This is a genomic window from Aequorivita sublithincola DSM 14238 (assembly GCF_000265385.1).
GTDB lineage: Bacteria > Bacteroidota > Bacteroidia > Flavobacteriales > Flavobacteriaceae > Aequorivita > Aequorivita sublithincola.
In genome coordinates, this window is the sequence record NC_018013.1 from 1,635,635 (window position 1) to 1,660,954 (window position 25,320).

Genomic DNA, 25,320 nt, shown 5'->3' on the forward strand with positions numbered 1-25,320 from the left:
CGATAGCTATCGGGATCGCAATGACGCCTGTTAGGTCTAAAAGTCTTTTTTCTTTATTCTTTCTTCTATTTATTCATCAACTCCTCAATCTCTTCTGCTTCAATAGGAATATTGCGCATCAAGTTGAAAGGTTCTCCTTTTTTCTGTATCACTACATCGTCTTCCAAACGCACTCCAAAACCTTCTGCTGGAATATAGATTCCTGGTTCCACAGTGAAAACCATATCTTCAGTCATCTTTTCCCATAGAATTCCGTAGTCGTGTGTGTCAAGCCCCATATGATGGCTGGTGCCGTGCATAAAATATTTTTTGTAGGCTGGCCAATTTGGGTCTTCGTTTTTCACATCTGCTTTATCAAGTAATTTTAGGCCAAGCAGTTCTTTGGTCATCAGTTTACCAACTTCTTCGTGATATTCTTTCCAATAATTTCCTGGAACGAGCATTTTTGTAGCATCATCTTTCACACGTTTTACGGCGTCGTAAACTTCGCGCTGACGCTTGCTGAATTTTCCACCTACTGGAATGGTTCTGGTCATATCGCTGGAATAGTTTGCGTATTCTGCACCAACATCCAAAAGAATTAAATCTCCCTTTTTACACTGTTGGTTATTTACAACATAGTGAAGCACGTTTGCATTGTTGCCACTACCAACAATAGGTGTATAGGCAAAACCGCGAGAACGGTTTCTTAGGAACTCGTGCATAAATTCGGCTTCAATCTCGTATTCCCAAACTCCGGGTTTTACGAAATTTAGGATTCTTTTAAAACCTTTTTCGGTAATGTTACAGGCGGTTTGAATTAAATCAATTTCAATTTTATCTTTCACAGAACGCAAACGTTGCAAGATTGGATTGCTACGTTCCCAACTATGTGCTGGAAATTTATCTTTGGTAGTTTTTATGAAGCGATCCTCGCGGGTTTCGGTTTCTACACTTTGGCGGTAATGCTCGTTGGTGTTGAAATAAACGCGCTCGGCCTGAGTCATTACTTCAAAGAAAATTTTGTCGAACTCCTTTAACCAGAAAACGGATTTAATTCCGCTTACCTCGGTAGCCTTTTCTTTGGTGAGTTTTTCACCTTCCCAAACAGCAATATGATCGTTGGTTTCGCGTACAAAAAGCATTTCGCAATGTTCTTTATTTGGCGCATCTGGAAAAAGCACAAGGATGGTTTCTTCTTGATCTGCACCTGTTAAATAAAATATATCACGCGCCTGCTGAAAGGGCATCGTACTATCTGCGCTTATTGGGTAAATATCGTTACTGTTAAAAACTGCGACACTCTTCGGCTTCATTTTGGCCATAAAGTTTTTGCGGTTTTTTGTAAATAGTTTGCTTGGTATTTGATCGTACTTCATAATGTAGTTTTCTGAATTTATTCAAAATTAATTATTTCAAAGTAATATATGACTGGGAAAGGGTTAAAAGTGTATTAAATACAAGGAATATAAAGGAGTCTTATTCCACTTTATAAATAGTTTGCGGAGCAACAAAGTCTATTCCGTCTATGTTAGCTTCGTAGGTGTAATTGTTTTCTTCGGTTGCAATAATTTTCACTTTTAGCACTTTATCTTTATAAAACGCTATGCCGTCAGGAGAGCCTGCAATCATCTGTAAGGTGTATTCACAGGGGTTTGTCCAGACTACTTTAAATTTAGATTCTTCATCAGTGCCTTCTACTTTTTCAACTTGTATGGAATCATTTCGGGTGATGGTGCAAGCAAAGTTGAGCGCAGTATCACTCATTTTGAAGGTTCCATTTTTAAATTTTTCACAATCGTTTTGAGCAGAAACGGTATAAAACGAAGTCAGCAAGATGAAAAGCAGCAGGTGTTTCATAAATTGTATTTTTAACAAGTGATTTTTGACTATAATGAAAGTCAGTTTTTATTTCTCTAAGATTCCTTTTTTAACGCTGTCTTCAATAAGTGTTTCGGCATAATTCCATAACTCTGTTGAACCATTTTTAATTACTTTTTTCTTCGCGTAAACAGTTTGATATTTCACTCCAAATTCCTTCCAAGTTCCTCCGTCATTTGAAGTATTTTGTAATAGGGGTTCAAGCCTGTCCATTGATTTTGCAAACTTTGCTTCATTGGAATTACCTGTTTCAAATTCAGTCCAAATTTGCATAAATTTCTCCGCTTGTTTTTCGGGAAGCATTCCAAAAATACGTTCCGCACCTTTCTTTTCTTCTGCAGTGTTTTCGTGACTTTTATTTTGGGCGTATAATAAAGTATCGCCGGCGTCAATTTCTACAATATCCTGGATTAAGACCATTTTTATGACCTTTAATAAATCAATTTCCCTGTCTGAATGTTCACTTAAAACAATCGCCATCATTGCTAAATGCCAACTATGTTCCGCATCGTTTTCGCGCCTGTCCCTATTGAATAATTTAGTCTGTCTTTGAATGTATTTTATTTTGTCTATTTCTTTTATAAAATCAATTTGCTTTAATAAATCTTGAGGTATCATTTCGAAATGGAATTTTTTATATTGTTTTCTTTGTCTCAGCAGATACAGCTACTATTAATAAAAACTAGCTTTGGAAAGTTCACAGAAGTCGTTATAGTTTGATTATTTGTTGAATTTCTTTTCTGTTGTCTTTAAACAAAAATTCAACGAAATAAATACCACTAGTGAGCATTTTTAAATTTAAAGAATTATCAGAATGTTGACTATTTTGTTTTTCCCCGTTTAAATCATAAATATTTATTTCCGAAATCAGCTCCGGATTATCTATTTCATAATAAAGAAAATCATTCGTGGGATTGGGGAATATTTTTATGTTCGTTTCATAATTCTGCGAAGTACTTAAAACAATTCGATCTCCAAAAGTTTGCCAATAAACGGGTATTATATCTCCGTTATCATTCATATATGCAGAGGCGGGATTAAAACTACCATCATAATTTGAGGTAAATGTGGCTTCATTTATTTCACTTAAAATTACACGATATAAGTTACTCGGACTTCCAGTATCCCACCAACCACCGGGGTTAATACTTGTAAAAACACTTCCATTTCTGCACACATCATTAAAAAGTGAATTATCCCAAGTTGCAGTTACTGGCCAGTTGTCTGTAACAATATCAATTACAGGAATATTGAAATTGTTGGGACAAGCTTTTTTGTAGATCTGTTTTTTAGTATAAAATGTAGGCGGATCTGAATTTTCTCTTTTAAACCATTCATCAGAAATCCGAACATCAAGACCTGTAGTATAAGGTGTATTTATGATATTTATTTCTCCAAATGAACTGTCTATGCCAAAAGTTGCGGCATCATCATATCCAATGATTATGGAGTCTTTATTTCCGGCTGAATCTTAAAAAAATATTTCGAAGCTAAATTCTTGGGCCGTTAAAAATCCGTAATTGACTAAAACTAATAAGAAAAGTAGATTTTTCATAGGTAGTAATTTTAATACGTGGCAAAGGTTTGTGAATGATTAGTTTCTTGGTTAAGCAACTAATTTAGCAAATAAAAACCGAATAGAAAATCCGCGAGTTTTGATAGCTATCAGAACTCATAAGTAGGATTGCATTGGCAATTCATTTTATAAGGTGATGCCCAAGTTTCTGTGCTAAAAAATTAAAGAACCAATACTGAAATATTGGTGATGTTTTTTGCTTGTTGAGCCGGAAATAAATAGACGTAAAAGATTTATTCTATTTCAGCAATGCCAGGATAGCTATGGGTAAAATATTTGAAGAAAATGCTTGGTTTTTACCTCAGTTGTTTGTTATGTGCTGGGCTTTTGCGCACTTATTCTAAGATCAGACTTAATCTATATTTAATATTTTTTCTCAAAAAGTTTATTGATTGAGAATATTCAATATTCGTATAATATTTATTCAATAATTATCAGAAATCATTTTTCATATTCTGCAACATCTCTTAAGATTATGGAATCAACATCATTTTTATCTGAACTATGCAATACTGAAATATCTCCAGTACTTTCAAAAACTACAGCTTGGACTTCAGACAATTTATGTACGTTGGCCTCTCTTAATTTTCCCATTAAATCACTCATACCAATGTTGCAACTCTTTAAATTATCGTAAATAATTTCTCCATCTTTCATAAGCATTTGCGGTTTATTGGTGAAAAGCTTTTTAAAGCTATCATTTTTCCTGACCAAAAATGAAAAGAGGGTTTGAAATGCAATTATACAAATTAAAGCCAATGTTCCTTTTAAAATACTTTGGTCGTTATTCAATATAATTGTTGCTAATATTGCACCAACAGAAATAGTGGAAGCAAAATCGAAGCTGGACATTTTAGCAAATGTTCTGAGTCCAAAAATTCGTGTAATTATCAATACTATTGTGAAAATTGCAAAAACTGAAACAATAACGAGTAAAGCAGTATCTATATTCATAAAATTTGTTTTAATGATTCAATGGTGATTTTAATTTTACTCGCCTAAAGTATTTAAATATAATGCTAAAATTAAACCGATTGCTGTTGCCAAACCTGTCCAATATTTTTCTTTTTTGAATGCTTTTGGAAAAACCTCCAAAGCGAGTGATGCAACGACTGCGCCGCCAGCAAAACATTTTATATAATTCAAATATTCCTTAGGAACATCAGCTAATAAATAATGACTTAATAGTGCAGATGCTGAAAGTATAAGTGCAGTACCAATCCAGAGCCAAAGAACTTTCTTTTTTGAATTATCATTGTTTGACATTTCTTTCGCTCCACCTGCTGCCTCTGGGAGATTGGATAAGAGTATCGAACCCGACAAAGCGGCAACGGATAATGGTCCTGCTCCGATTAGTGCAACGCCCAGAGCCAAATTTTCGGGAATACCGTCAAGTGTAATTGCGGCGAGTAATCCGCCACCACTTTTAGAACCCCATTTTTCTTTTACCAAATAATCTAAAATAGTAAATGTAATGGCGCCGGCAAAAACTGCTGCCAATGTAATAGGTATTGAGTTTTTTTCGAGCGCAGGGTTTATCAATTCGAGCAAGGCAGAAACTAAAAGTGCTCCACCCGCCAAAGCCACCAAAAAACCTTCAAGATTTTTTGACATATTTCCATAAATACCCCAAAAAGCACCAATTATAAGTGCTCCCGTAACTATGATCACTACGATAATTGTCATCATTTTATTTTGTGTTTAGATGTGCTGCATTATTGACTAGAACCAATTCCGTGTAAATTGGAAAATGATCAGACCCTATTTTCGGTAGACGTTCCAATTTTTTCAATCGAAATTCTTCGGTTACAAAAACGTGGTCTAATGGCCATCGCATAAGAAAATTCTCTGCGTTAAAACTGTTATAAAAACCTCTACCAACCCTAACATCATAAAGAATATTTTTTGTTCCTGTCAATTCATCTACATTAGACCAAACCACGTCATTCAAATCTCCAGCCACAATGGTTGGTAATTTTCTTCCTTTAATTTCCTTTCCTAATTTTTTTAAGGCATTTTCTTGTTGCCCTGCATTGTCGGGCAAATCCTTAAAATGCGTAGGTGGAACAGGATGGATAGAATGGAAACTGATATTCTTCCCATCGGAAAGAGAAATAGTACTTTTAAAAGAGGGTACATTTTCATTAGCTAAGTAATCGACTTCTATTTTTTCTAAAGGGAATTTACTGTACAAAACCATTCCGTATGTAACCTCATTGATTGTGTGTTGAGAATAGGGATATTCATTTTCCAAAACTTTCAGTTTTTTGTCCCACCATCCATCTACCTCCATTGCCAAAATCAAATCGGGTTTTTTAAGGTCGATTAATTCAAGTAATGGCTGTGCTTTTCTATTAGTCATTTTAACATTGGACAACAAAAGGCTGAATTGGTCGTCAGAGGTTTTCAAATTTTTGGCTGTTGGAACATTTACAGAAACCAGACTTGTATAATTTATTAAGAAAAAGGTATTGATAGAAATTCCAGTCAATAATCCAACAACTAACAGATATTTAAACCATTGCCATTTTTTACTTGTAATTATGATTAATATTAAGATGACAAACGACAAAATAAAAAATTGAATTCTCGGAAAGTCAAGCATTTTTATATATCGAATTTCCGCATTTCGGAATAAGGAAAGTATAGAGCATATAGCCAAAGCAAATGCCAAAACATACAGAATAACAACTAATATTTGTCTTATTTTCCCCATAGTTTATTGAATTTCGGATTTTTTTTTGCCTTGCACATAACGGATTTGTATATGGCTCGTAGCGTGTAAATTAGCGATAACTTTTCGGATATAACACAAGCCGAATTTTTAAATTTTACTAATTATTTTATTTTTAGGAATTTGTCAAATTTAAAAATTTGGCGACCTCGCAAAAATGCCTGAACCTCTGTGATAGCAACGACTTGCGCTATTTTTTATATACGGCTTAAGTTTGATGTTTATTAAAAACACTAAATTAAGGCATATTAATAAGAAAGAACAAAAGAGCGGAATAAGGTTATTATATACGCAGAAGCATAGACTTCGTCAACATTGAAAATCCCCGCTCTTTTCTACACAGATTTCGTACAGTTCTATGAGGCTTCAGACCTCGATTTTAAGTCGTTGAAACTCGCGTAGGGTGTCCTTTCAAAAAACATTTTCTTATGAATAAAGATATAAAATATTTTGGGATCGACATCAGCCACTTGGTTTTCGATGTTACGGACTCCGAGGGCAATTACAATCAATTTAAAAACAATCCATCTGGCTTTAAGAAGTTTGCCAAACTCTTAGACCAAGAGAGCCATTGTGTGATGGAAGCTACGGGCTATTATCATTATCAGCTGGCATATTTTTTACTTGAATCCAGTATTAAAGTATCGGTAGAAAATCCATTGGCGGTAAAACGTTTTATACAGATGAAGCTGACCAAGAACAAGACCGACAAGAGCGACTCTAAACCCATATGTGACTATGCAGAGCAGGTAGCATTAAAACTCTGGCAAGGTAACTCCAAGCATCAAATTGAATGTCTGCAAATGACCAGACTCCTTGCTGTATATACAAAACAGAGCACGATGCTAAAAAATAAATTGCACGGGGAGAGTGTTTTAGGCAACCCTAGCAAAGCTGTTGTAAGTTCTTTAAAACGAAGTTTAAAACACGTTAAAAAAGAGCTGTAAGCCATAGAGACAAAATTATTGCTATTGGTAAAACAAGTGCATCAAGATGTTTTAACTCGTATAAAAAGCATCCCTGGGATCGGTGACAAAACAGCTATAATGTTAGTGGTTTTAACTGATGGATTTGATCGTTTTACAAGTGGAAGTGAATTATGCAGTTATGCAGGTCTGACCCCAATAATTCGGCAAAGCGGTAGCAGTTTAAAAGGACGTCCCCGCATCAGTAAGATTGGCAATCAAAAGCTCCGTAACCTATTATTTATGTGCAGTTTTAATGCCTGTAAATACAACAAGGCCTGTAGGGAGATTTATGAGCGCATAGTGGCCAAGGGAAAGAGTAAAAAATTAGCACTGATCGCAGTCTGTAATAAGCTGCTAAAACAAGCTTTTGCAATCGCAAAATCCGGATTAATATATGATGATACTTACAGAAGTACTTTAGTGAAAAATTAATGCATTTTTACTTGTTTTTTACCACAGTACTTTGTTGGCAGTAGTACTTTTCGTTTTTATTCAAAATTCAATTTTAATCCACGAAAGTTTCCCTGATAATGTCTTTACAATTCTTTATTTCAGATTTCGATAATTGGTTAAACGTTTTTAATATTCGAGATTTGTCAATTGTCCTAATTTGGTCGATTGCAATCATTCCCTTTTTTCCGTTATGTTTTACTTTAATTCTGGTCGGATAGTTTTTTAAGTTCGTTGTCATTGGAGCAACTACGATTGTTCTTAAAAACTTATTAATTTCGTTTGGTGAAACAATTACACAAGGTCTTGTTTTTTTAATTTCGCTACCAATTGTAGGGTCAAGGTTTACGAGTATGATGGAATACTGTTCTAATTCCATTCTTCAAAATTTTCGTCCTCGAATACGTCATTAAATAATAATCGATCATCATTATTCTCACGCATTTCTTCAAATGCTTTTCCCCAGTTTTTTCTCGGACTACTAATTGGTTTAAGGATTATTTGTCCTTTTTCCAAAATCATTTCTACCCTGTCTTTGATGTTATACTTTTCCAAAATAGTCTTGCTTAAACGAAGACCTTTAGAATTTCCGATTTTTATAATTGCTGTTTCCATAGTTTTATATCTGTAATTACAAAGTTAGTACAAATAGTTTAATGCGCAAATTTTTTTCGTATTAATGGCAACGTTTATGTATATGAGCTGTGGCGTATTAAAGCACGAACCTCTCCAAATAAAAACTGGCTTTGGAAAATCCGCAGGATTTTCCAAGTGAGGACTGACCAAGCCATAGCTTATATACTGTGTTGCCATCTGGCTTTCTGCGTTCTATTTTTCGGATGAGTTATTTTTCAATTCCGAAATTTCTATTTTCTGTTTCTCAATTATTTTGGATTGTTCTTCAATTCGATAATTAAGCGTATCAATCTTTTCTGTTAGTATTGGTTTTTCTTTCCTTAATTCAATTAACTCATTATAATTATCAATTTTTTCTTTGTCAAAACTACTCTTGCCAATTCCTTGACCAACGAAAAAAGCTCCTGCAACGCAGGCAGCAAAAATAGCCCAAAACAAGCTTGGGGGAATTCCAAAGGGTAACTTGGTAATGGTTTCTTTTTTTACTGGTGCTAACGGAAAAACTCTACTTGAAGATGTGTTTTCGGTATTGTCATCAAACTCGGCAAAACTTTTAATTTTCTTTTTCATTGGTTCGATTTTGGTTGGTTCATCTTCTTGCTCTTCTATATACTCGATATATTCATCGATAAGTTGGAGTGCCTTATTTTTGAAATGTTGCTTATCTATTCGTTCAGCGTATACGTCTCCAATTTTTTGAATTCGGTAGTCGCCAATTATTGACTGAAAATTACTTGTTCGATTAGATAAAATTCCGAAATATTCTTGAATAAAAGTTTGCGTGTTAGTCAACCAAGTTTCAAAATCGCCTTGAGATGATTTTTTCTTCTGTTCTTTTAATTTCCTTAAAATATATTCTTTGGTCACAGTTTATTTTTAGCTTGATGGCAACGTCTCGTATAAGCGCAGTAGCGGGATTTACGTACAGATTTTTCGGATTATGATTGCCCTTAAATATATACAATTACTATTGTTTAAGCACTTACCCGCTATTGCGTTTATACATTGTTGCCAATTGTATTTATAACTTCACTAATTTTTCAATTGAAGTATTACCATAGAAATCTTGAATTTCCACGATATATAAACCATCACTTAATGAAGAAATATTTAACTCTTTTACATTCGACTTTGATAATACAAGTTGTCCGGAAATATTATAAACTTTAATACTTGAAATGGAGGTCTCGGATTTAACAAATAAGATATTAGATGCGGGATTCGGATAAAGTAAAAATTTGTTTTTAGTATTTTTGGATACATCTAAATTTGTCAAGTTTTCAAACCACATTACTTTGTCTGTCACATCAAATGCCGTAGTCATGATATCTATATCATTATCTTGATCCAAATCGGCTGAATATATTGGAAGAAAATAATTAACGTTCCTTTTAAGAATTATGGGATTATTAAAACTTCCGTTATTAAGATTTTCTTGCCACTGTATAACTCCTTCATCAGAAGAACCTTGTTCATAAATGACATGAACAGATGCAATGTCCTTGTCTCCGTCATTGTCAAAATCATCGGTACAAACTGCTATAATAGCTTCTTGTTGCAAGATTGTATGTTCTATTGAAAAATCACCATTTCCATCTGTGTTTTCCAACCAACTCATGCCAACAGCAGCTCCCACGACAACAATATCATTATCCCCGTCATTATCCATATCGGCAACACCAATATCATTTATTCTTCCCTCAAAGGTAAAAGGAATAGGTTGCACATCAAAGTTAGGTTGGCCAGAGTTTTTATACCATACTATGGATTCTTTTTCAGAAGCGATAATATCTATAATATTGTCATTATCCAAATCGGCTAAAAATATGTCTCTCTTATCATTATTGGTATTTGTGGTAAGAATATGTTCGGGACCAAAGCCGCCTTGTCCATTAATATTTTCGAACCATGATAATTTAGAATCCTCTTGTTCTATTGGATTACCTATACAAGTTGAGACCACATCGAAATCGCCATCATTATCTATATCAGATGCCATTGCATTCGTCGCTCCGAAAGAGTTGTCGGATATTACATGTTCAGAACTAAAACTTCCTTGATTATCGAGATTTTCATACCAAACTATTTTATTAAAAAATAATGTGGCCAAAATATCCATATCATTATCCCCATCCATATCAGCAGCGTAAATTGTTCGTACACTATAAGCGTTAGGCGTAACAATTTTCTGTGAAGAAAAAGTTCCATGTCCATCTGTATTTTCGTACCAAGTTATTGTGGGGTATTGATCGGATGCTGAAATTATATCCAAATCGCCATCTCCATCTAGATCAGCAGAGATTACTAGGTGCGGATAGGCTAAAGTACTATCAACCACTCTTTCGGATGAGAATTGTGCCTTACAGTTTATATAAACAATTATACATATAAATAATAATAGTCTTGTTTTCATATTTTCGTCTTTTATATAATTGGCAACGTTTGGTATAACCGCAGTTACGGCTAAATATACGAGGTTTTTCGGTTAAGCACGGAAGTTAGCAATTACGCGTGGATTCGGACGCAGTCGAATCCGCCGTAATTGCGGTTATACAGTGTTGCAAACAGTTTTTCCTCACAGTTTATAACTAAGGCCGAATTGTAAAACAGAACTTTTATTATTATCACGTTCAGTAATTCCATAATTATATCGAAGTCCAATTCGATAATTTTCTGCGAAGGTAAATCCTGCTCCAACATTCAGCGCAACTTCAAATTTATCATAATCATCATTTCCAAAATTGAAATCATCATTATTATCAGTTACATCTTGATTGATTACATATCCGAATTGTGGTCCCAATTCTAAATCGAAACTATCACTGAAATAATAATCAGCCATAATTGGAAGTAAAATCAAATTCTGCTTAATATCTGCTTTAAATCTATTGCCGAAAACAGGGTCATTAGGGTCACCCATATTTATGTTTTCTGAAAATTCAATTTCTGCATTTTGTGTTGAAAACAGCAATTCAGGTTTTATTCTAAAATTGTCAGTTAATTTAAAACTTAAAAATCCTCCAAGATGAAATCCAATTTTGGCATTTGTTTCTGCAGGAATGTTGTCATCAATAATTAGGTTGGAATAATTTAGACCTGCTTTTAATCCAAATTCGATTGGTTCATTTTGAGCTAAAACACTAAAGTTTATTAGCAGAGTAGTTATTCCGATTATCAATGTAGTCTTTTTCATTTCTGATTTTGTTTTAAATTGTTTGCAACGTTTAGTATAAAAGAAGTAGGGCTGTAAATAAGCGATTATCTTTCGGATTATCCACAAGCCAAATCTTTTGCATTTTGTTTTAAATTTTTGTTCTAAAAGCCAAATCAAAAGATTTGGCGACTTAGCAAACAAGCCTTAAACATTGGGTTTAACACTGAATTGCCCTATTTTTTTTATACATTGTTGTGCAACGTTTTTTTTTTAATCTATACTTTTTCTTTTATTGACTCAAAAATATTGTTAGAATAAAGTTCAATTAATGAAGCATATTCGTTCATTCCCGTTTTAGTTTTTAAGTCCGATTTAAAAGTTGTGTCCAAATAATTTCTAAAGTTTGCCTTCTCTTTATTAAATGATAATTTTAAGAATAAGCTGATAATGTTAAGGAATTTTATATCCCCAACTTTTGATTTTAGGTTTTCTGGTAGATAAAGTTGTAAATTTTTAGAAAGCCAGAACGCAGAAAAATGTGATAAATCTTTTGAATTCAAATTTTGTGATTTGATAAACATAGCATAATCAGCCAATAATTCATTTCCTTGAGTTACTTGCTTGTTCATCGATTTTTTTAAAGAATCGAATTCTTTCGGATTTTCAATTAAACCGTCTATTTGGGCAGAGTAGCCACAAATAGCAACTGGGAATAAAGCATCCCAAATTTTCATATTTTGTTCACTTTGTAATTCGCTATACTCGGAAAAGGTATTTGTAAAAGGTCCGAAACTTAAAACGGATAAGATTTTTTTTTCATATGCGTAATTGTCATAATTACTTTTCTTCTTAAATAAATTCAATATTCCCATTTATATATTAATTTTCTTGATTTGGTCAAATGTTGCACAACGTTAAGCGGATATGATCCGTACCGTCTCAAGACCTTTTATAAAGATACTATAATTCGGAAAATTGGAATAGCTTTAAATGATATGCCGAAAAAAGGTATGGGTTATATCCGCCTGTTGTGTTTAGGTTTTTTGGGCCCACCCATGGATCTTTTGGCAACAACAAAACCGGAGTTTTGGCGACCCGGCATACAGCTGCTGCGCAAGAGTGCCTGGGCGATTTTTTGATATGCGGTTTATCCTTTGGATAAACAGCCGTCTCAAAAAGTAATTTTAAGCCCGCAATGCGCTAAAAATCAGGGCACAAAAGGCAGCGAACCCTTGACATTGTGATTTTTTTTCGCTACCTTGACCAAGTCTTCTTACGTTGACAACGTTTGGAAATGCCAATTTCCACGATGCAATCGACAAGACTTGGACGCACAAGTGCGTTTTCTGTCCAGATTTTCCCCGCTAAAAAACCAATTTAAAATTCGGCCAGAACAATAGGTCGGTAAAATTAGATGCAACGTTTAGTATAAAAGAAGTAGGGCTGTAAATAAGCAATTGCCTTTCGGATTATCCACAAGCCAAATCTTTTGCATTTAGTTTTATATTATTCATCTAAAAGCCAAATCAAAAGATTTGGCGACTTCGCAAACAAGGCTGAATCATTGGGTTTAGCATTTATTTGCCCTATTTTTTTTATACATTGTTGCCCACAGTTACTCTGCGTATTGCTTTTCCAAATCATTAATATTACTTAGATAAATTTCAGTAAGATATTCATTGTATGGGTCGTTAATTTTATAATTCAGAGTCTGTTTTGACTTTTCTAAATATTCTCTTGCTTTTGGAAGACTATCCAATTCCCTATAAACTTTAGATAGATAATAGTATGCCTCCGTTGTTTTATCCGATTGCTCTAATGCTTTTTTAAATTCTGCAATTGAAGACTCATAATTTCTAAGTTTAAACTCACAAATTCCAAGGTAAACAAAGGACTGAATATCTGCCCAACCTGCTGTCTGGTTTACAATATTGCGTTTGAAACATACGATTGCTTTTTCGTATTCTTTTTTTCCGTAATAACTTTCGCCACGAAGAAAATCAATATTTTCTCCCCAAGGTGCATCGTTAAAATTAGGCGTCAACGAATCCAATCTGTTGAAATCAGATAGTGCACCATCAAAATCCCTCAAAAATCTTAATTTCATATAACCACGATAACCTAAGTGCAATGTTGGGTCTAATTCCACAGCTTTATCAAGATATTTAAATCCTTGGTTATAATCGCCAGCTTTGTTAAACCGAATAGAATATTGCATATATTCATTACTATCAGTTGAAGTAAAGCTTTCAACACTTTGAGCTTTTTCTGCGGACTTTTTATTCATCCCTTGCACTTTGATGAAGCCGTAAATACCGATTCCAATTATTCCAATCAAAATGATGCCAAAAATAATACCTGTTATCTTAAAAAATTTCTTCAATTTTTCCGTTTTTTATTGTTAACCGAATCAAATAGTAAGTCTTAGTTTCCGTATCGTTCTGCCAATCTCTAAGGTTTTGCGAAATTTTTTCAAGTTCCGCTATTAACTTGCCATTGTTAAAGTCTGTTGGTTTATATTCTGCATTAATTTGAAAATTTTCTTGATTGCAATATTTCCCATATTTATCAATGTGAATTTTTAGAGTTATATAACCGTTTGCTGGTACGATGTCAGTTTCTTTGTCTTTAATTTCCTGAAATGCTTTTCGTATAGTAAAATTTTCGCCTTGAATTTTTGAATTATGGGGCGTGCCAAACATTGTAGTTGTCCAATAAGCTGAAGAATGTTCTTCACAGTTTGTTTCTTTTTTTCCACACGATAAAAGAGATATAAAAAGTGATAATATAATTGCAATTTGTTTTTTCATAATTGTGGGCAACGGATGGGTATAAGAAACGGTTGCCTATCCGTCCAGAGAATTTGGCAACTGTTTTTTATGCCGGGTTATCTATCTGTTTTAAAAGAAAAAAAAGGAATGCAAATGCCGATAGGCAAATATTTATAAGAGTAAAAACATAACACTATGAATGGAAAGCAAGAGTACGAAATAAATAAAGCGAAATATAATGGGAAATCAATCTGTCCTAATTGTAAAAGTTGGTCATTAACCTCTTATTCAAAAGCAGATATTTGTGATAACTGTGATTTTGAAGAAGGCTACTAATAAAATATATGAACCTAAAAGAAATTGAAAATCCAATAGCTGAACAAAATTTTAGACATCAATTAGAGATTGAGGAATCTAAAAACAGACAACGTGCAATAGCCAATAGAATTGTTGCAAGAATTAAAAACCAAAAATTATGAGTGCGTACGAAGAAACACCATTAGAACAAGAAATTAGAAATTATTCTGAAAACAAAAACCCTTATCACGAAGATTGTGTTAATAGACATTTATGGTCTGAAGGATTTAGAAGAGGTGCAAAAATGGCATCTAAAGATTTTAAAGGGGATGAAATACTTATATCTCAAAAGGCGTGGGACGTGGTTACTATGTTTGAAGAAAATGGAATGCGTGATGCTGCCAAAATGTTGAGAAACAATTTATAGTGCTTAATGGGTTATATATTTGTATATGAAACGTTGAGTACCCACACATCCGTACAGCTTGGTGGCTTTTTTTCTTTTAAAATTGTAGATAACGTTAAGATATACGCAAGTTACCAAAAAAGTGCTTATATACAACCTAATCAGTATGGTTATCAGCATGTTTTAAAGCCGTTGCGTATATACAACCTTATAGCTGTATATACGCAATGCTAAGTTTTCAAAACTTTCTGTAGAAACCCTTTATCCGTTCCGCATAAGCGTTTCCACCTTAAGGTTCAATCATTTGTTTCCTCCTCTAGCGCAGTAAGGTGTTCTTGCCAGAGCAGCATGTGGTTTTCAAAATTTCGCAGTATTTTATGTATCTTTTTTTTTTCACCCAAAAAAAACTAAAAACAAGATGGCGTCTAAGCTATATTTATTAATTTCATAGGAAGAAAAAAAATAGCGATTATGAAAACCACAAAAAGGCTAGACGAAGCTTTAAACAAACTATACACCGCTTTCCACAACAATACGCTAAATGCGGAGTGCTGCATTCATTGTGCCGTAGGAAATATTTGCAATAATACAGACAGTTGGAAGCAACTTAGTGACGATCACGGTTCATTACAATTAAATTATATTGGGTTGGTTCATGAAAATCTAGGAAGAAGGTTTCACGGCTACACACCTTCGGAACTACTTCAAATTGAAGCTGAATTTTTAAAAGGTTGCGGCTATAAACTTCCTTTAAATTATAAAAATGCTAAGCCGAAGGATCCAACTTCAAAAGAAACGCTTTTTAAAGGGCTTTGTAGTGCAGTGGCTTTTTTATGTTCCTTAGATGGGGTTCAGAATGTTATGGATTATTATCCGTTATTTCAGAAAGAACTGGAAATTCCTCTTTTAGAAACTGCCCAATAAAAAAACCGCTCTTATTAGCTGTGCCAATAAGAGCGGTTTCCAATCAATTTTTCTTTTTCAATTATACTTTTAAATTTCCTTGTTCTCCCAAATCTGGTTCGTCTCCAGTAATTGCGCCTTTAGCCATTTTTAATAAGGATAATACTTTGCCGTGTTTGGTATCCCAATAATGCGCCTCGTCTGGCTGAATTTTTATGGCTGTAATGTTGGGATCGTCCACGCCATCAAACCAAGCGTCATCACCGCTACCGTACAATTCTTTAATTCGGTTTCGGTCTGTACTGATGGAAGCGCGGCCGTAAATGCTCATAAATTCAAAGTTTCCTTTGTCGGCATAAATCAATTGGGTTTTGTTTTCCTTTTCAATGTTTTGATTGTGCTCACTGTTTTTATTGCTTAGGAACCATATATTTCCAGCTGCATCCACTTCTTTAGTGCTCATAGGAATTACGTGGAATGGCTCGCTTTTCAAATTTGTAGCCATCATGGTAAGATCAATAGATTCTGCAAGTTCTTTTATTTTCTGTCTTGCTTCTTCGTTACTCAGGTTTTTTGTGCTCATAGTTTTTTCTTTTCAAGATACTAAACTATGTGCTTGCTATATTTTAAGGAAATCATAAAGTTTATCAATTTAGCAAAAAGAGTGAACAAAATAATTGTTTCTTATAAATGCGAAGCACGAAAATTTACTTTCCAGTATAGGCAACTCTCCAAATGTGGTGCGTTGTATCATCTGTAATTAGCATAGCGCCATCTGGTATTACTACCGAGCCTACAGGTCTTCCGCGAACTTCATCTTTTTTTGCATCTACAATAAAACCGGTGAGAAAGTCTTCGGGCTTGCCAGTGGGTTTTCCATTTTCAAAAGGAATAAAAACCACACGATAGCCCGAGATAATATCTCGATTCCAAGAACCATGTTGTACTACAAAGGCGCCGTTTTTATATTTCTTCGGAAATGATTCAGCGGTATAAAACACCAATCCCAATGAAGCTGTGTGCGATCCCAGATCAACATCTGGAACAATGGCTTCTTTCAGCCTAACATTTGGTGGAATGGGCACTCGCGGATCAAAATGATTGCCCCAATAGGAGTAGGGCCAACCGTAATAACCATCTTCTTGTACCGAAGTTAAATAATCTGGCACCAAATTATCGCCCAATTCATCTCTCTCATTTACAGAAGTCCAAAGTGTTTGTGTAGTTGGTTCCCAATCCATTCCCACAGGATTTCTGAGTCCTGAAGCATACACTTCAAGGTCACTCCCATCGGGGTTCATAACGAGTATATTGGCTTTCATTACTTCATGCTCCATTCCTTTTTCGCCTACATTATCGCCACTACCCACGGCTATATATATTTTGGAATTATCTTCGTTGGCAATTATATTCCGCGTCCAATGTCTATTGACTTTTCCCGCCGGAAGATCAGCAATTTTTTCGCCTATTGCGGTAATCTTGGTTTGTCCGGTTTTATATGGATAGCGCATTACGGCATCGGTATTGGCAACATATAACCAATCATCAATAACGAGCATTCCGAAAGGCTGATTAAGGCCTTCTTTTTTGGTTAACAAAGTTTCGCGAACGTCTGGCGCACCATTATTATCGGTGTCGCGTAAAATTGTAATTACATCTGCACTGTGTTTTAAATTGTTGGAACCTCCAGCGCCTATTAGGGTAGCGCCAATTTGTTTGGGAATACTGTAATTGCTATTGCTTTCGGCCACCAAGATATCTCCATTTGGCGTCACGTACATCCACCGTGGATTTTCAAAACCATCTGCGTATTTGGTCACCGTAAACCCATTAGGAGCTTTGGGAGTTTCTCCATCGTTCCAACCAATAACGTTAGAATAATTTGAAACTGATTTAGTTGCAAATGGTTCTGGCAGCTGTTTTTCATCTTTTACTTGTGAAAAAAGCGAAAGCGGAATCGAAATTAAAAATAGAAAATATGTTTTCATAATTGGCACATTTATTTAGTTCGAAAAAAATAAAAATTAACTGTTAAGACGTATTATGGCTTTAGCATTTACAAATTCCATCATTCCGAAACCACCGTGTTCACGACCGTAACCAGAATCTTTTACGCCGCCAAAAGGCATATTGGGTTGCGCAAGACCGAAACCGTTAATGAAAACCATTCCAGTGTCAAAATGTTTGCTGGCAAGTTCCATTGCTTTCTTTTCGTCTTTGGAAAAAATACCGCCACCAAGACCGTATTTGCTGTCGTTGGCAATGCGTATAGCATCATCCGTATTTTTGGCTTTTATTAATGAAGCCACTGGTCCAAATAGTTCATCGTCATAAGCGGGTTGGCCTGGTTTTACGTTAGCCAGCACCGTTGCAGGATAGAAGAAACCTTTTCCTTCGGGCATTTCGCCACCACAAAGAATTTTGGCGCCATTCTTCACGCTTTTTTCCACTTGCTTATGAAGCGTTTCGCGAAGATCTTCCCGAGCCATCGGCCCAATTTTGGAATCTTTATCGGTTGGATCGCCGTGTTTCATTTTCTTCATTCGGTCTACAAATGCTTCTTTAAATTTATCGTAAACTTTGTCCACCACTATAAAACGTTTTGCTGCCACGCAAGTTTCGCCATTATTGTAAATTCTTCCCATTACACACATTTTTACAGCCAAATCTAAATCGGCGTCTTCCAAAACAATGTATGCGTCATTACTACCAAGTTCCATTACCGTCTTTTTTAGAGCGGCTCCAGCTTTTTTTGCAATTTCTCGTCCAGCCCCTGGGCTTCCTGTGAGCGTAACTCCACGAACCAGTTCGTGTTTTATTATGTCATCACTTTGGTCGTGGGTTATTTTAAGTACGGTAAAAAGATTTTTAGGCAAGCCAGCTTTTTCATATATTTTTTGAAGCATCAAAGCGGAACCAGTAACGTTTTCGGCGTGTTTCAGCAAAACACCATTTCCCGCCATTAAGTTGGCGATGGAATAACGAATTACTTGATATGCTGGAAAATTCCAAGGTTGAATTCCATAAATAACACCAATGGGCGAATAGGTTATTAATCCTTTTCCACCGCCGGGAAGTTCGCGTTCTTCATCTTTTAACGTTTCGGGACCGTTTGCTGCGGTCCAATCACAAACTCCTGCGCATAGATCTACTTCTTGTTTGCCTTGTTTAAGAAGTTTTCCCATCTCTTTCGTCATCAGCTCGGAAAGTTTGTCTGTATTTGCCCTTAATTCTTTTCCGATTGCCTTAATTATTTTGGCTCTTTCTTTGGGGGAAACCAATTTCCAATCCATAAATGCTTTGTGACATTTTTTAACGGCATCATCCGCCTGCTTATCTGTCATTAAAGTGTATTTCTTGATTTCTTTTCCTGTTGTTGGATTTATGGTAACCAGTTCTTTTTGTTCCTCTTTTTTCATCTTGTTTTCTTTTTAAGGAAATGTATTATTTTGCTGAATAAGTTTGTCATAAGAAAGTGTTATACTTTTTAATGCTACTGAAAATTAGACTTCAAAAGCAATCTAATTTCATAAATTTACAGCGATGAAAACTGAAATAGATAAAAACATCCGTCCCGCGCGTCCTGAGGATTTTAAACACGTTGCTCCATTAATAATTCAGGCAATGGAAGACTTGGCTTGTAGTTTTGCGAATACAGAAGATCCGCAAGAAGCAATTCCGTTGTTTGAGCATTTTTTTCAGAAAAAAGCCAATCAATATAGTTTTGAGCATACGTTAGTTTATGAAGAAATGGGGAAAATTATGGGCTCCATTACCTTTTATGATGGCGCATTATTGCCACAATACCGAAAGCCATTTCTAGAATACATAGCCGAAAAATACGAGGTTACAGATTTAGTAATTGAAGACGAAACCGCGCCGAAGGAAGTATATATAGACACGTTAAGTGTTTCTCCGAAGTATCAAGGAAAAGGAATTGGCAAAAAATTATTGGCTTCAGCAATAAACCAAGCCAAGAAAGGCAACCTAGAAAAAATCGGACTTTTGGTAGATTATAAAAACCCCAAAGCCAAAAAATTATATTCGGCATTGGGGTTTGAAAGTGTTGGTGAAAAACAGCTAGGTAACAGTGTTTATGAACACTTACAATTGCAGCTGTAAAATCGGTGTTTATGGATTGTCCACATCTGCATCTCTTGCAAGATCGGCATCGTCCTCTTGGTTTCCAATTTTGCTGTCTAAATAAAGTAGTGATTCACTAGTTGCTTTTGGGCCTCCAGCAAGTTTAAGTTTATCTAAAAGATCCATTACCAAGGTTTCTTCTTCAATTTGTTCTTTTACGAACCATTGGCCAAAATTCCAAGTCGCCCAATCTTTTTCTTTTAGTGAAAGATCTACGATTCCATAAATCGCAGTGGTATTATCTACTTCGTGCTGAAAGATTTTTTCAAAACATTCCTGAAGGTTTTTCGGGTCTTTTGGCGGTGCATCTAAAGCTGAAATTTTTGCTCTTCCACCGCGTTCTTGAATATAATCAATCACCTTCATCATATGGTTTCGCTCTTCGCCAGAATGTCTAAAAAGAAGATTTGCAACACCAGCATAGCCTTCGCTATCTGCCCAAATAGCATAGGATAAATATATTTGAGCGGCATTGCCTTCTTGGGTTACTTGTTTGTTTAAAATGTCTTCAATCGGTTTTGAGAGTCTGTTGGTGTTCATAGTTTTTTAATTTTCCTCTAAATTAATTAAAGTGAAGGATACAGCGAGTTGCCTTAACATTATGTTAGTGCAATTTTATATGAAATAAATGATTTTTTATGAAAACAACTGCATCAACACCGCCAACGATTTCGGTTTTTGGTAACCCTGCACGTGAAAACTGTAATAGGATAAAATAAATTCCAACAAATTTTGACGTTCTTTTTTTGAAAGCTTTACAGTGTTTAAAGTACTTGGATTTATTCCGAAGAAAAGCTTGAAATTTTCTATTTGAACACCTTCCAAACAATAATTACTGGTGTTTTTTGATTGAAAATTACCTTCCATTATGTTGAAATATTCGTCTTCAATATTTGAAGCATCTGGATAAAAACCCAAATACTGGCTTAATTGCAAAAGAAAGAAAATATGAAAATTGGCAACTTCATCATTTTGATCTAGCCACTGGAAGGATTGTTCCAGGAAAGTATAAAGTTCGTGATTTGGTTCTTCTTCGCGGATACAATTCTTTAGCATTTCAGATAAGAACATAACCAAGCCAGTTTTTAAAATGTCTGTATGTAGCGTTTGGTATGGGTAGAAAACTTTTGCTTCCTTAATATATTCTAGCGTGCCTTTGTTTTTGTGTTCGGCAATAAGTTCTAATTGGGTGAGTGGCTGAAAATAGGAAGATTTCAACTTTCCTCGCTTCGATTTCAAGATGTTGCGCAACAAATAGCTTTTTACGCCTGCAACTTCAGTGTAACAATTTGAAATAAGATCTGCTTCGGAATATTTTATGGCTGAAAAAACAATGGCTTTAGTAGCAACAACCATTAGCGAATTATCATTATTTTGGAGACTTTGGTTTCCGTAGCATCATTCGTAGTAACTAAAACCAAGTAAACTCCAGAGCGCACTTTGTATTTTCCAAAAGCTGTGGTGTCCCATAAAACGCTTCCTCCTTCAGAAGTTTCTTCAAAAACAAGGCTTCCGTTTATGTCGGTTATTTTTACGTTAGCTCTTGCTGTAAGTCCATCTATGGTTACGTTTCCATAATATCCCGGTCGCACAGGGTTTGGAAAAGCGTGTACATTGTCTAGATTGTCGCTTGGCGCTGTGGCTGTTCCTCGGTAAGCTACAAGACCTTGAGTTGTGGCAAAATATACAACTCCTGTAAAAGGGTCTATGGCTATATCTTGAACGTTGTTAGTTGGCAGTGGTGAGTTGTCTTTGGTGAAACGCAGTAAGGTTTCTTGCCCATTGGGAGAAAAATAGAATACTCCAGAGTTAGCTGTTGCAATCCACTTATTGTTGGAGCCATCCACTTCAATATCTGTAATAGATTGTTCAAACAAAAGTTCTTGGCGCACGCCATTTTCAACTATAATAATGGGTTTTGTTTCTGGGGTTTCGCCTGCTTCAAAAAAACCTCCTGGGCTGTAAAGAATACGTAATCCTTGAAGCGTTCCAATCCAAAGTTGGTTTTGAGCATCAAAAGCCAAAGCTCGCACACTGGTAGAGGGCAAATTACCAGCGCCATCACTCAATTTATTAAAGGTTTCTGTGCGTGGATTATAGCCTAAGAGACCATTGCTATTGCTGCCAATAAAAACATTGTTCTCGCGGCTTAGGGCTAATTTTCCCAAGGCGAGTTCTTTTAAAGGATTGGCAACAACACTAGTAATATCAATTTTTTGAAATTGTCCGTTTGGAGACAGTTTTATTAGACCTTCGTCTGCCTTGGTTTGAACAAACCAGAGATTACCCTGTGGATCAAAATGCGAGCCAAATATCCGTATTCCAGCATCTGCAGTGCCTCCTCCTGGTAATGGAACGAGGATTCTGTCTAAAGGGCTATTGCTTTCGTCATATAGAATTGTAGGCTTTTCGTCTTTGATTTTTAATAGTCCATTTTGGAAGGAACTCATATAAACCTCTTCCGGATTTAACGGATTGATTGTAACTTTTAGTAAATCTGTTGGCTCCCCACCAACGGCTGCATCCAAATCTTTATAAGGAATATTGGTCCAAAGGGTGTCTTTTAAATGACTTATGCCTCTTTTACTTAAAAGTCCGTCAGGGAAATATGGGTTGAAATCTACATCCACCTCCCCAAAACTTACCCAGAGTTGTCCGGGTGAAGCGTCAATGGCAAAAGGGCGATTCCGTATTGGACCGTTTGGCAATATTTGTGTTGGCTGGTTACTGGTGAAAGGGACAATCAACAAACCGTCTTCCGCAGTTCCCAGATAAAAGTTGGATCCAAAAGCATAGCCTGAAAGTAGGTCTAAATCATATCCTGGCACATTGGAAACGGAACCTTCTGGCACAAAACCCTCGGAATAGGACTGAATGGATTTATTTGTGGTGATAGTTAATAAATCATCGGCCAATCTAAATTTTTGAATGTTTGAAGCAAAAGTCTGTACGTTCGTCGTAGTTCCGTCTGGAGTGAAACGAAAAACTGTGTTGGAATAATTGGCAGCATAAAGTTCAGTACCTAATTTTTCTACTGCGCTAAAACCACCGCTTAAAATGGTTGTCCAATTTTGGTAATCTATTAAATCGTCATCTGCTACCATGGCCATTCGCATACCATCACTTACACTTGCGGCGAAAATATAGGGTTCTAGCACTGTGGTCTGCGTAATGTTTATCTGGCTTCCGCCATCGCCTATGAAATATGTATCGCCAAATTCCAATGCTGCAAGGTCAAAAACCGAAATACCATATTGCGTGGAGATATATAGTTTGTCATTATATTCGTTGAAATTGTTGATGCGCTTTTTGTTTGGCGGAATGGTTTGTTTTTCCAAAATATCAACAACTTTCAAAATGTTTTCTTCGCCATCTATTGCAATTTCTATCAATCCATTTTCATAACCAATAACCAATAATTTGTAGGTTTCACTATAATGAATTGTGGTGATAAAGTCTCCTGAAAGTCCGTTAACTGTTGAAAGTGTTTTGATTTCTTTAGTGGAAAGGTCATAGGTAAATACCGCGTTTTCGGCACCTACAAAAACTTTATTATCACCCTCAGAAATGTCTTTCACCGAAACGTATGAAAAAAATCCAGACCAGCGGTCTTCAAAATTCTGGGCGCTCGCCAGAAAAGAAAATAATAATAGGAAAGCAACGGCCAACCGCTTCATATAAAACAGGGTTTGTTTATTAACACGCTAAAATACTATTTATTGCGGTATCTGAACTAAAAAAAGACTTAAGACGGAAAGACGTAGGACGTAGGACTAGTTTTGGTTACCACCTAAAATATATATAGTGTCTTTTATATCAGCGAATTTGTATGGTTCTACCATTATTTGTGTGGAAGGCAATGAAGTCATTTTTATATTGGACATAGGACGAAAGGCTTACGACTATTGATAAGGTTCTATTTAAAATATTTATATCTTTTAAACGAGCATCTGTTTTTTGGTCTTACGTCTTACGTCTTTCCGTCTTATGTCATTTTTTTATTTAGTTTCTAAACCACTCCTTGAGCTAGCATGGCATCAGCAACTTTTACGAAACCTGCAATATTGGCGCCTTTAACATAATCTACATATCCGTCGCCATTTTTTCCATATTGAACACACTCTGCGTGAATAGCATTCATTATTTTGTGAAGTTTGTCGTCAACTTTTTCTGCCGTCCAAGTTAGTCGAAGCGAGTTTTGAGACATTTCTAAACCCGATGTTGCAACACCACCAGCATTTGAAGCTTTTCCAGGTGCGAACAAAATTTTTGCTTTTTGAAACGCTAAAACAGCTTCCGGTGTGCAAGGCATATTGGCGCCTTCGCTCACGCAGATACATCCGTTTTTTAGAAGCATCTTGGCTTCATCGCCTTTTAACTCGTTTTGGGTTGCGCAGGGTAGGGCAATATCGCACTTCACTTCCCACGGATTTTGCCCTTCATTATATTTGGCTCCAGTATATTTTTTGACATATTCTGAAATACGACCGCGTTTTTCGTTTTTTAAATTCATTACAAAGGATAATTTTTCTTCGTTGATGCCTTCAGGGTCATAAATATATCCTCCTGAATCTGAAAGCGTAACTACTTTTCCTCCAAATTCAATCGTTTTTTCGGCAGCATATTGCGCAACATTTCCAGAGCCAGAAATAACAACTGTTTTTCCTTTGAAGCTTTCTCCTTGGGTTTCAAGCATTTTTTTTGCGAAATATACATTTCCATAGCCCGTTGCTTCTGGACGAATTAACGAACCGCCATAGGCAAGGCCTTTTCCTGTGAGTACTCCAGTAAATTCATTGCGAATACGTTTGTATTGGCCAAACATATAGCCAAGTTCACGACCACCAACGCCCATATCGCCTGCGGGAACATCAGTGTTTGGTCCAATGTGTCGGCATAATTCTGTCATAAAACTTTGGCAAAAACGCATAACTTCATCATCACTTTTTCCTTTTGGGTCAAAATTGGAGCCGCCCTTTCCGCCGCCTATCGGGAGCGTGGTTAGGCTATTTTTAAAAGTTTGTTCAAATCCTAAAAACTTCAATATACTCAGGTTAACGGAAGGATGAAAACGCAAGCCGCCTTTGTATGGTCCGATGGCCGAATTGAATTGAACTCTATACCCTTTATTAACTTGTATTTCGCCTTTATCATCAGTCCAAGGCACTCGAAAAAGCAGAGTGCGCTCGGGCTCTACCATACGCTCCAAGAGTTTTTTGTTGGCGTATTTTTCGTTTTTTTCTATAAAAGGGATCACTGTTTCAACAACTTCGGTTACCGCTTGTAGAAACTCGGGTTCATTGGGGTTTTGTTTTTCGACTTCAGAAATGAAATCCTTTACACTTTGTTTCATTGTTTAATTATTTATTTTACTTTTAATGAATTCCTTTCAAAGTAGTGGGTATTTTATGGTTTATATATT

Annotated in this window: 26 protein-coding genes and 1 pseudogene; 5 read left to right on the forward strand and 22 right to left on the reverse strand. The window is 35.6% G+C overall.

All coding sequences use genetic code 11. The features are described from left to right. Positions 1–65 precede the first annotated feature (65 nt). The 7 genes from AEQSU_RS07550 to AEQSU_RS07580 all read right to left on the reverse strand — a co-directional run bounded on the left by AEQSU_RS07550 (position 66) and on the right by AEQSU_RS07580 (position 6,152). On the reverse strand, positions 66–1,358 hold the full coding sequence (locus AEQSU_RS07550) for an aminopeptidase P family protein (protein WP_014782271.1): 1,293 nt from the start codon (positions 1,356–1,358) through the stop codon (positions 66–68). Positions 1,359–1,458: 100 nt separating this feature from the next. Then, positions 1,459–1,839 (reverse strand): hypothetical protein, encoded by a 381-nt coding sequence (locus tag AEQSU_RS07555; protein WP_014782272.1) that lies wholly within the window; start codon positions 1,837–1,839, stop codon positions 1,459–1,461. 48 nt (positions 1,840–1,887) lie between these two features. Next, positions 1,888–2,478 carry an HD domain-containing protein gene (locus AEQSU_RS07560; RefSeq protein ID WP_014782273.1) on the reverse strand — a complete coding sequence of 197 codons (591 nt, stop codon included), beginning with the start codon at positions 2,476–2,478 and terminating at the stop codon, positions 1,888–1,890. 91 nt (positions 2,479–2,569) lie between these two features. Continuing rightward, a complete protein-coding gene (locus AEQSU_RS07565; RefSeq protein ID WP_042491774.1) occupies positions 2,570–3,037 on the reverse strand; it encodes a T9SS type A sorting domain-containing protein in 468 nt (155 codons plus the stop codon). A gap of 840 nt (positions 3,038–3,877) precedes the next feature. Next, a complete protein-coding gene (locus AEQSU_RS07570) occupies positions 3,878–4,390 on the reverse strand; it encodes a DUF421 domain-containing protein (RefSeq protein WP_014782274.1) in 513 nt (170 codons plus the stop codon). A 36-nt stretch (positions 4,391–4,426) separates the two neighbouring features. Continuing rightward, the gene (locus AEQSU_RS07575) at positions 4,427–5,125 is read right to left on the reverse strand and encodes a ZIP family metal transporter (protein WP_014782275.1); all 699 of its coding nucleotides are present in this window, start codon (positions 5,123–5,125) and stop codon (positions 4,427–4,429) included. A gap of 1 nt (position 5,126) precedes the next feature. Continuing rightward, positions 5,127–6,152, reverse strand: coding sequence for an endonuclease/exonuclease/phosphatase family protein (locus AEQSU_RS07580; protein ID WP_014782276.1), 1,026 nt, complete (start codon positions 6,150–6,152; stop codon positions 5,127–5,129). A gap of 446 nt (positions 6,153–6,598) precedes the next feature. Between AEQSU_RS07580 and AEQSU_RS16350 the strand changes: the two are divergent. Next, positions 6,599–7,570: pseudogene (locus AEQSU_RS16350) on the forward strand (IS110 family RNA-guided transposase). A gap of 73 nt (positions 7,571–7,643) precedes the next feature. Here the strand turns inward: AEQSU_RS16350 and AEQSU_RS07595 are convergent. From AEQSU_RS07595 to AEQSU_RS07630, 8 genes are all read right to left on the reverse strand, one after another. After that, positions 7,644–7,967, reverse strand: coding sequence for a type II toxin-antitoxin system PemK/MazF family toxin (locus AEQSU_RS07595; RefSeq protein ID WP_014782277.1), 324 nt, complete (start codon positions 7,965–7,967; stop codon positions 7,644–7,646). After that, complete coding sequence (locus tag AEQSU_RS07600) at positions 7,958–8,203, reverse strand: AbrB/MazE/SpoVT family DNA-binding domain-containing protein (protein WP_014782278.1); 246 nt, start codon at positions 8,201–8,203, stop codon at positions 7,958–7,960. Before AEQSU_RS07600 ends, AEQSU_RS07595 begins: the two co-directional genes overlap by 10 nt. Positions 8,204–8,416: 213 nt before the next feature. Next, positions 8,417–9,091: a hypothetical protein gene (locus AEQSU_RS07605; RefSeq protein ID WP_014782279.1), complete on the reverse strand. Its 675-nt coding sequence runs from the start codon at positions 9,089–9,091 to the stop codon at positions 8,417–8,419. Between the two features lie 154 nt (positions 9,092–9,245). Continuing rightward, entirely contained in the window at positions 9,246–10,637 is a 1,392-nt protein-coding gene (locus tag AEQSU_RS07610) for a T9SS type A sorting domain-containing protein (RefSeq protein WP_083834437.1), read from the reverse strand. A 162-nt stretch (positions 10,638–10,799) separates the two neighbouring features. Then, positions 10,800–11,417, reverse strand: coding sequence for a porin family protein (locus AEQSU_RS07615; RefSeq protein WP_014782280.1), 618 nt, complete (start codon positions 11,415–11,417; stop codon positions 10,800–10,802). Positions 11,418–11,653: 236 nt separating this feature from the next. Further along, entirely contained in the window at positions 11,654–12,250 is a 597-nt protein-coding gene (locus AEQSU_RS07620; RefSeq protein ID WP_014782281.1) for a hypothetical protein, read from the reverse strand. Between the two features lie 743 nt (positions 12,251–12,993). Then, positions 12,994–13,761: a tetratricopeptide repeat protein gene (locus tag AEQSU_RS07625; protein ID WP_014780868.1), complete on the reverse strand. Its 768-nt coding sequence runs from the start codon at positions 13,759–13,761 to the stop codon at positions 12,994–12,996. After that, a complete protein-coding gene (locus tag AEQSU_RS07630; protein WP_014780869.1) occupies positions 13,745–14,188 on the reverse strand; it encodes a hypothetical protein in 444 nt (147 codons plus the stop codon). Before AEQSU_RS07630 ends, AEQSU_RS07625 begins: the two co-directional genes overlap by 17 nt. A gap of 305 nt (positions 14,189–14,493) precedes the next feature. Between AEQSU_RS07630 and AEQSU_RS17000 the strand changes: the two genes are divergently transcribed. The 3 genes from AEQSU_RS17000 (at position 14,494) to AEQSU_RS07640 (ending at position 15,776) form a co-directional block, all read left to right on the forward strand. Further along, the gene (locus tag AEQSU_RS17000) at positions 14,494–14,628 is read left to right on the forward strand and encodes a hypothetical protein (RefSeq protein ID WP_014782283.1); all 135 of its coding nucleotides are present in this window, start codon (positions 14,494–14,496) and stop codon (positions 14,626–14,628) included. Further along, positions 14,625–14,873, forward strand: coding sequence for a hypothetical protein (locus tag AEQSU_RS07635; protein ID WP_014782284.1), 249 nt, complete (start codon positions 14,625–14,627; stop codon positions 14,871–14,873). The genes AEQSU_RS17000 and AEQSU_RS07635 overlap by 4 nt, the downstream gene beginning before the upstream one ends. Positions 14,874–15,323: 450 nt before the next feature. Then, the gene (locus AEQSU_RS07640; RefSeq protein WP_014782285.1) at positions 15,324–15,776 is read left to right on the forward strand and encodes a hypothetical protein; all 453 of its coding nucleotides are present in this window, start codon (positions 15,324–15,326) and stop codon (positions 15,774–15,776) included. Between the two features lie 61 nt (positions 15,777–15,837). Here the strand turns inward: AEQSU_RS07640 and AEQSU_RS07645 are convergent, their stop codons facing one another. The 3 genes from AEQSU_RS07645 to AEQSU_RS07655 form a co-directional block, all read right to left on the reverse strand. Further along, entirely contained in the window at positions 15,838–16,338 is a 501-nt protein-coding gene (locus tag AEQSU_RS07645; protein WP_014782286.1) for a pyridoxamine 5'-phosphate oxidase family protein, read from the reverse strand. A gap of 124 nt (positions 16,339–16,462) precedes the next feature. Next, positions 16,463–17,743: a PQQ-dependent sugar dehydrogenase gene (locus AEQSU_RS07650; protein ID WP_014782287.1), complete on the reverse strand. Its 1,281-nt coding sequence runs from the start codon at positions 17,741–17,743 to the stop codon at positions 16,463–16,465. A gap of 36 nt (positions 17,744–17,779) precedes the next feature. Continuing rightward, positions 17,780–19,174 carry an NAD-dependent succinate-semialdehyde dehydrogenase gene (locus AEQSU_RS07655; protein ID WP_014782288.1) on the reverse strand — a complete coding sequence of 465 codons (1,395 nt, stop codon included), beginning with the start codon at positions 19,172–19,174 and terminating at the stop codon, positions 17,780–17,782. 124 nt (positions 19,175–19,298) lie between these two features. Here AEQSU_RS07655 and AEQSU_RS07660 point away from each other — a divergent pair, with 124 nt between their 5' ends. After that, complete coding sequence (locus AEQSU_RS07660; protein WP_014782289.1) at positions 19,299–19,877, forward strand: GNAT family N-acetyltransferase; 579 nt, start codon at positions 19,299–19,301, stop codon at positions 19,875–19,877. 9 nt (positions 19,878–19,886) lie between these two features. Here AEQSU_RS07660 and AEQSU_RS07665 read toward each other — a convergent pair whose 3' ends face one another. The 4 genes from AEQSU_RS07665 to gdhA form a co-directional block, all read right to left on the reverse strand. After that, positions 19,887–20,438, reverse strand: coding sequence for a ferritin (locus AEQSU_RS07665; RefSeq protein ID WP_014782290.1), 552 nt, complete (start codon positions 20,436–20,438; stop codon positions 19,887–19,889). A gap of 96 nt (positions 20,439–20,534) precedes the next feature. Next, entirely contained in the window at positions 20,535–21,254 is a 720-nt protein-coding gene (gene recO, locus AEQSU_RS07670) for a DNA repair protein RecO (RefSeq protein ID WP_014782291.1), read from the reverse strand. After that, a complete protein-coding gene (gene porZ / locus AEQSU_RS07675) occupies positions 21,254–23,575 on the reverse strand; it encodes a type IX secretion system anionic LPS delivery protein PorZ (protein WP_014782292.1) in 2,322 nt (773 codons plus the stop codon). The genes recO and porZ overlap by 1 nt, the downstream gene beginning before the upstream one ends. A 332-nt stretch (positions 23,576–23,907) precedes the next feature. Continuing rightward, positions 23,908–25,251, reverse strand: coding sequence for an NADP-specific glutamate dehydrogenase (gene gdhA / locus AEQSU_RS07680; protein ID WP_014782294.1), 1,344 nt, complete (start codon positions 25,249–25,251; stop codon positions 23,908–23,910). Positions 25,252–25,320: the final 69 nt, after the last annotated feature.

Bases quoted from the DNA above. Each gene is read 5' to 3' on its own strand.
- AEQSU_RS07550 (WP_014782271.1), bottom strand. From the start codon at position 1,358: ATGAAGTACGATCAAATACCAAGCAAACTATTTACAAAAAACCGCAAA.
- AEQSU_RS07555 (WP_014782272.1), bottom strand. From the start codon at position 1,839: ATGAAACACCTGCTGCTTTTCATCTTGCTGACTTCGTTTTATACCGTT.
- AEQSU_RS07560 (WP_014782273.1), bottom strand. From the start codon at position 2,478: ATGATACCTCAAGATTTATTAAAGCAAATTGATTTTATAAAAGAAATA.
- AEQSU_RS07570 (WP_014782274.1), bottom strand. From the start codon at position 4,390: ATGAATATAGATACTGCTTTACTCGTTATTGTTTCAGTTTTTGCAATT.
- AEQSU_RS07575 (WP_014782275.1), bottom strand. From the start codon at position 5,125: ATGATGACAATTATCGTAGTGATCATAGTTACGGGAGCACTTATAATT.
- AEQSU_RS07580 (WP_014782276.1), bottom strand. From the start codon at position 6,152: ATGGGGAAAATAAGACAAATATTAGTTGTTATTCTGTATGTTTTGGCA.
- AEQSU_RS07595 (WP_014782277.1), bottom strand. From the start codon at position 7,967: ATGGAATTAGAACAGTATTCCATCATACTCGTAAACCTTGACCCTACA.
- AEQSU_RS07600 (WP_014782278.1), bottom strand. From the start codon at position 8,203: ATGGAAACAGCAATTATAAAAATCGGAAATTCTAAAGGTCTTCGTTTA.
- AEQSU_RS07610 (WP_083834437.1), bottom strand. From the start codon at position 10,637: ATGAAAACAAGACTATTATTATTTATATGTATAATTGTTTATATAAAC.
- AEQSU_RS07615 (WP_014782280.1), bottom strand. From the start codon at position 11,417: ATGAAAAAGACTACATTGATAATCGGAATAACTACTCTGCTAATAAAC.
- AEQSU_RS07620 (WP_014782281.1), bottom strand. From the start codon at position 12,250: ATGGGAATATTGAATTTATTTAAGAAGAAAAGTAATTATGACAATTAC.
- AEQSU_RS07630 (WP_014780869.1), bottom strand. From the start codon at position 14,188: ATGAAAAAACAAATTGCAATTATATTATCACTTTTTATATCTCTTTTA.
- AEQSU_RS17000 (WP_014782283.1), top strand. From the start codon at position 14,494: ATGAACCTAAAAGAAATTGAAAATCCAATAGCTGAACAAAATTTTAGA.
- AEQSU_RS07635 (WP_014782284.1), top strand. From the start codon at position 14,625: ATGAGTGCGTACGAAGAAACACCATTAGAACAAGAAATTAGAAATTAT.
- AEQSU_RS07640 (WP_014782285.1), top strand. From the start codon at position 15,324: ATGAAAACCACAAAAAGGCTAGACGAAGCTTTAAACAAACTATACACC.
- AEQSU_RS07645 (WP_014782286.1), bottom strand. From the start codon at position 16,338: ATGAGCACAAAAAACCTGAGTAACGAAGAAGCAAGACAGAAAATAAAA.
- AEQSU_RS07650 (WP_014782287.1), bottom strand. From the start codon at position 17,743: ATGAAAACATATTTTCTATTTTTAATTTCGATTCCGCTTTCGCTTTTT.
- AEQSU_RS07655 (WP_014782288.1), bottom strand. From the start codon at position 19,174: ATGAAAAAAGAGGAACAAAAAGAACTGGTTACCATAAATCCAACAACA.
- AEQSU_RS07660 (WP_014782289.1), top strand. From the start codon at position 19,299: ATGAAAACTGAAATAGATAAAAACATCCGTCCCGCGCGTCCTGAGGAT.
- AEQSU_RS07665 (WP_014782290.1), bottom strand. From the start codon at position 20,438: ATGAACACCAACAGACTCTCAAAACCGATTGAAGACATTTTAAACAAA.
- recO (WP_014782291.1), bottom strand. From the start codon at position 21,254: ATGGTTGTTGCTACTAAAGCCATTGTTTTTTCAGCCATAAAATATTCC.
- porZ (WP_014782292.1), bottom strand. From the start codon at position 23,575: ATGAAGCGGTTGGCCGTTGCTTTCCTATTATTATTTTCTTTTCTGGCG.
- gdhA (WP_014782294.1), bottom strand. From the start codon at position 25,251: ATGAAACAAAGTGTAAAGGATTTCATTTCTGAAGTCGAAAAACAAAAC.